1 protein-coding gene is annotated in these 2,998 nt (G+C 72.6%); it reads left to right on the top strand.

Features of this window, described 5'->3' with window-relative positions:
* On the top strand, positions 1-2,998 hold a 2,998-nt coding region (locus tag AB0D48_RS37330; RefSeq protein ID WP_362407800.1), incomplete at both ends, for an amino acid adenylation domain-containing protein.

Genomic DNA, 2,998 nt, shown 5'->3' with positions numbered 1-2,998 from the left:
CGGCGCCCGATTCCGCGGAGCTGCGTGCTCACGCCGCCGGTGCCCTGCCCGACTACATGGTGCCCTCCGCGTTCGTCGCCCTGGACGCCCTGCCGGTGACCACCAACGGCAAGCTCGACCGCACGGCGCTGCCCGCCCCCGAGATCGCCTCGGCGTCGGCCCGACGCGCCCCCCGTACCGCGCAGGAGGAGATCCTGTGCGGCCTGTTCGCCGATGTGCTGGGCTTGCCCCGGCTGTCCGTCGACGACAGTTTCTTCGACCTGGGCGGTCACTCGCTGCTCGCGACCCGCCTGGTCAGCCGCATCCGCACGGTGTTCGGCGTCGAACTCGCCGTGCGCGAACTCTTCGAGGCACCCACCGTCGCTCTGCTCGCCGCGCGACTCGCCGGGGCGGGCGGCGCTCGAGCCGCCCTCACCGCGCGGGAGCGCCCCAAGGAGATCCCCCTCTCGCCCGCCCAGCGCCGGCTGTGGTTCCTGAGCCGCTTCGAGGGCCCCGGCTCCACCTACCACCTTCCGCTCGCGCTCCGTCTCACCGGTACCGCGGACACCGCCGCCCTGCACGCGGCGATCGGTGACGTGGTGGCCCGCCACGAGACCCTGCGCACCGTCTTCCCCGAGGTCGACGGACAGCCGCGGCAGCTGGTGCTCCCTGCGGGCACGGCGCTCCCGGATCTGCCGGTCCGGCGGACCACCGCGGAGGAACTCGATGCCGCCCTCGCCGAAGCCGTCGCCCTGCCCTTCGACCTGTCCGTCGACATCCCGGTCAGGGCCCTGCTGTTCGCCCTGTCCGACACCGAGCACGTGTTGCTCGTCGTCGTCCACCACATCGCTGGTGACGGCTGGTCGCTGGCCCCGTTCGCCCGTGACCTGGGCGAGGCGTACGGGGCCCGGGTCCGGGGCGCGGCTCCCGCGTGGGAGCCGCTGCCGGTGCAGTACGCCGACTACACCCTCTGGCAGCAGGAGGTCCTGGGCGACGAGGCCGATCCGCAGAGCCCGCTCGCACAGCAGGTCGACCACTGGCGGCACGCCCTGGCGGGGCTGCCCGAGGAGCTGAGCCTGCCCACCGACCGGCCCCGCCCGGCCGCGGCCACGTACCGCGGCGGAACCGTCCCCATCGAGCTGTCCGCAGACGTCCACGGTCGTCTGGTCGAGCTGGCCCGGGAGAGCCGGGCGAGTGTGTTCATGGTGGTGCAGGCGGCGCTCGCCACGCTGTTGTCGCGGCTCGGTGCCGGGGAGGACATTCCCCTCGGCAGTGTGATCGCCGGCCGTACGGACGAGGCGCTGGACGACCTGGTCGGGTTCTTCGTCAACACGCTGGTGCTGCGTACGGATGTGTCGGGTGACCCCACCTTCCGTGAGCTGGTGGCCCGGGTACGGGAGACGGACCTGGCTGCATACGCCAACCAGGACGTGCCGTTCGAGCGGCTCGTGGAGGTCCTCAACCCCGCCCGGTCCCTCGCCCGCCACCCCCTGTTCCAGGTGATGCTCGCCTTCCAGAACAACGCCGCCGCCGCCCTCGACCTGGACGGCCTGCGCATCACCCCCGAACAGATACCCCTCAACATAGCCAAGTTCGACCTGCTCGTGTCCCTCGAGGAGCGGCACGACCACGACGGCAGGCCGGCCGGTCTGCGTGGTGTCGTCGAATACTCCACCGACCTCTTCGACCTGGAGACCGTGCAGGCCATCGGCGACCGGCTGCACCGCGTCCTCGACGCGGTCACCGCCCTGCCCGACACCCGCATCGGGGCGCTCGACGTGCTTTCCGCGGAGGAACGCCGGCGCGTCCTTGTGGAATGGAACGACACCGGTCGCGCGACGCGAGACGTCACCCTGCCCCAGCTCTTCCAGGAGCAGGTCGCCCGCACGCCCGACCGTACGGCGGTCCGTTCCGCGGGCGTCGAGCTCACCTACGCCGCACTCGACGCGCGGGCCAATCGGCTGGCCCGGCTCCTGATCGAACGCGGTGCGGGGCCCGAGCGGTTCGTCGCCCTGGCCCTGCCACGGTCCGCGGACATGATCGTGGCCGTGCTGGCCGTCCTCAAGGCCGGTGCCGGCTACCTCCCCGTGGACCCCGGCTACCCGGCCGAGCGCATCGCGTACATGCTCGACGACGCCAGGCCCGCCCTGGTGCTCGCCACCTCCACGACCATCGGTGCACTGCCCGACGGCACGGAGCCGTTGCTCCTCGACACCCCGGAATCGGCCGCCCTGCTCGACCGGCTGCCCGACACCAGCCCCGTCGACTCCGAGCGGACCGAGCCCCTCGACGTCCGCCATCCCGCGTACGCCATCTACACCTCGGGCTCCACCGGGCGCCCGAAGGGGGTTGTCGTCTCCCACGGCAGCGTCGCCGACTTCGCAGCCTGGGCGGTCGCCGACATCGGCCCCGAGCGGATGTCCCGCACCCTCGCCGCCACTTCGCTCAGCTTCGACGTGTCCGTCTTCGAGATGTTCGGACCGCTCCTCAGCGGCGGCAGCGTCGATGTGGTCCGCGACGTCCTCGCCCTGCTCGAGGCCGACCACGGCCGGTTCAGCCTGATCAGCGCGGTGCCCTCGGCACTGGCGCACATGATCGGGCAGGACGCCGGCGCACGGATCCAGGCGGACCTGGTGGTGCTCGCCGGCGAAGGGCTGTCCGCGCACACCGCCGACGCCATCCGCGCCGCCGTCCCCGGCAGCACCCTCGCCAACATCTACGGGCCCACCGAGGCCACCGTCTACGCCACGGCGTGGTTCACCGACACGGATGCCGGCCGCACCCCGCCGATCGGCCGCCCCCTGCGCAACACCCGGACCTACGTCCTGGACGGCGCTCTGCGACCAGTGGCCCCGGGCGTGCCAGGAGAGCTCTATCTCGCGGGAACCGGCCTCGCTCGCGGCTACCTGGGAAGGCCCGGACCCACCGCCGAGCGCTTCGTGGCGGATCCGTACGGGCCGGACGGCAGCCGGATGTACCGCACCGGTGACCTGGTGCGGTGGAACGCCGACGGTGAGCT

Origin of the sequence: Streptomyces sp. NPDC048269, assembly GCF_040652395.1 — a bacterium.
Lineage (GTDB): Bacteria > Actinomycetota > Actinomycetes > Streptomycetales > Streptomycetaceae > Streptomyces.
This window is presented reverse-complemented; position numbering and strand designations above follow the sequence as displayed.